This window comes from Vibrio sp. CAU 1672, assembly GCF_029223195.1.
In the GTDB taxonomy this organism is placed as follows: domain Bacteria; phylum Pseudomonadota; class Gammaproteobacteria; order Enterobacterales; family Vibrionaceae; genus Vibrio.
The window spans coordinates 1-1,729 of record NZ_JARHUF010000062.1; the positions used below are offsets into that span (position 1 = coordinate 1).

At 41.6% G+C, this 1,729-nt stretch carries 1 protein-coding gene and 1 pseudogene; both read left to right on the forward strand.

Going from position 1 to position 1,729, the window contains the following annotated elements; genetic code table 11:
* The first annotated feature begins 763 nt into the window (after positions 1-763).
* Entirely contained in the window at positions 764-1,486 is a 723-nt protein-coding gene (locus P2G85_RS21360) for a hypothetical protein (protein ID WP_275866012.1), read from the forward strand.
* Positions 1,487-1,612: 126 nt separating this feature from the next.
* Positions 1,613-1,729, forward strand: a pseudogene (locus P2G85_RS21365) (acetyltransferase); the annotation flags it as partial.

A 1,729-nucleotide genomic window follows, 5' to 3' on the forward strand; every position in this document is an offset into this window, starting at 1 on the left:
ACTAACAAACTGCTCAAGAGGGATTCACAACGCGTGGCATTTTTACTATGCGTTGATTTTAGTGATTAAGGTGGTATGCAGCGGCTTCGGTATTGCGTTGTTCACCCCTTAGCAGGGCGTTATACGCTATATGAAGAAAGCCTAAAAATTCAGGTTAATATCTCAGCTTTCAGCGTTGAGTTTTGGTTTTTGGGCGTCGACATTTTCCGGCATCAATCTTAGTTTTCCTTGGTTCTTTGCTCACTTTCGGCCTGTCGTTTTTCGGTGGTTATCTTCTTTGGTGGTGATTGTTTGGGGTCAGTCCAGGCAGTGTTTTTCGTTTAGATACTGCTCTGTGAGTTTGCCTTTCCAAAAGCCAATTTACTTGTTGAACGGTCGCTTTCTCTGGTGTCGTGAGTTCACGTGGTTTTAGTGACTTTGTTGAAAGTCCTCATTGTGAAATTGTCTTTCCCAAAGTGCTTTTTGGTGTTGTAGATCCGTTTTCTGCGGCGCGGTTTGTTCCAAGTGGTTTCAGTGACAAGCCGCTGTGAGTCTAAGCCTGACTTAGGTGCATCAAAGCACATAAAAATCATGGTTTCAAAGTGGGGCTTGGCATAAAATCTTGGCTTAAACGTTCGTGCGTATAACAAAGCGTTTAAGAGGGATTTGGCACGCGTGGCATTTTTAATATGCGTTGGGTTCGGTGTTTACGGCACTGTGCGGTAGCTTTTGTATTGCGTGCCGGCACCCCTTAACGCGGCGTTAGCATTTATTAGGATTAGGTATGAAGCCAGAATTATTACAAACAATTTTCAACATAATCATGCTAGTAGGGGCTCTGATGGCTGCAATTGGAGGGTTTGGCGCTCAATACTTTGGTGGTAAAGCCTCTGAAATCGCGAGCAAACAATCACAAGAACAACTTAATTCAACAATTTTAGAGCAATCTCAGCAAATCAAAGAGTTGGGTAGCCAGAACATTGAATTGACCAAGCTAAATGCAGAGATGTCTTTATCCATTCAGACTCAAACTGAAGAACTTACGTCTAAAGGAAGCTATCCATATGCTCAGGTTACGGGCGGTGCGAATAATGGTAATCAAAGCCAGATAACCGTTAATTTAGTTGGAAAGTATGCAATTCCTAATTTAACGATCAGAGTGGTCGTGATACCTAATTACTCATCTGTTAGTGGTTTAGACCTTCGTGTTACAGGGCTTAATGCTGAACCCATTGGGATTGATACTTTGAGACCATTAGAGTCAAAGTGGTTCATGGTGGATACAAGTGCTACCGAAACCGCTGTTATATTGTACTTTTCCTCAAATAACAAAAAGTGGACTCAAGCCTTGAGGCTAGTAAAAACTGATAAAGGTAGAAAAGTTCTATCATACATTTCTGGCGAAAATGGAGAGAGGCTACAGACCTTCATTGATCCAGACTTTCCGATGAGTGATGGTAAGTACGTAATATGGTCTAACGTATCTAAAACTATTGACGAAATCTAAATGCTAACAAGCAATTTAAGAGGGATTCACAACGCTCGGCATTTTTGTTTCTACTTCAAATTTAGTGTTTATGGCGCAATGCGTTAGGTTTGGTTAAAGGCGTTGTTCACCCCTTAATTGGGCGTTATGTGCTTGGAGGAAAAATTAGTAGTGATACGAGAAATGGATATCTCAGATTACCCGCAAGTAATTGAGTTATGGTCAGAAACTGAAGCAATGTTGTTGAGAGATGCTGACTCCCGA

Excerpts from the sequence above, each read along its gene's own strand:
- P2G85_RS21360 (WP_275866012.1), top strand. The coding sequence starts at position 764 with ATGAAGCCAGAATTATTACAAACAATTTTCAACATAATCATGCTAGTA.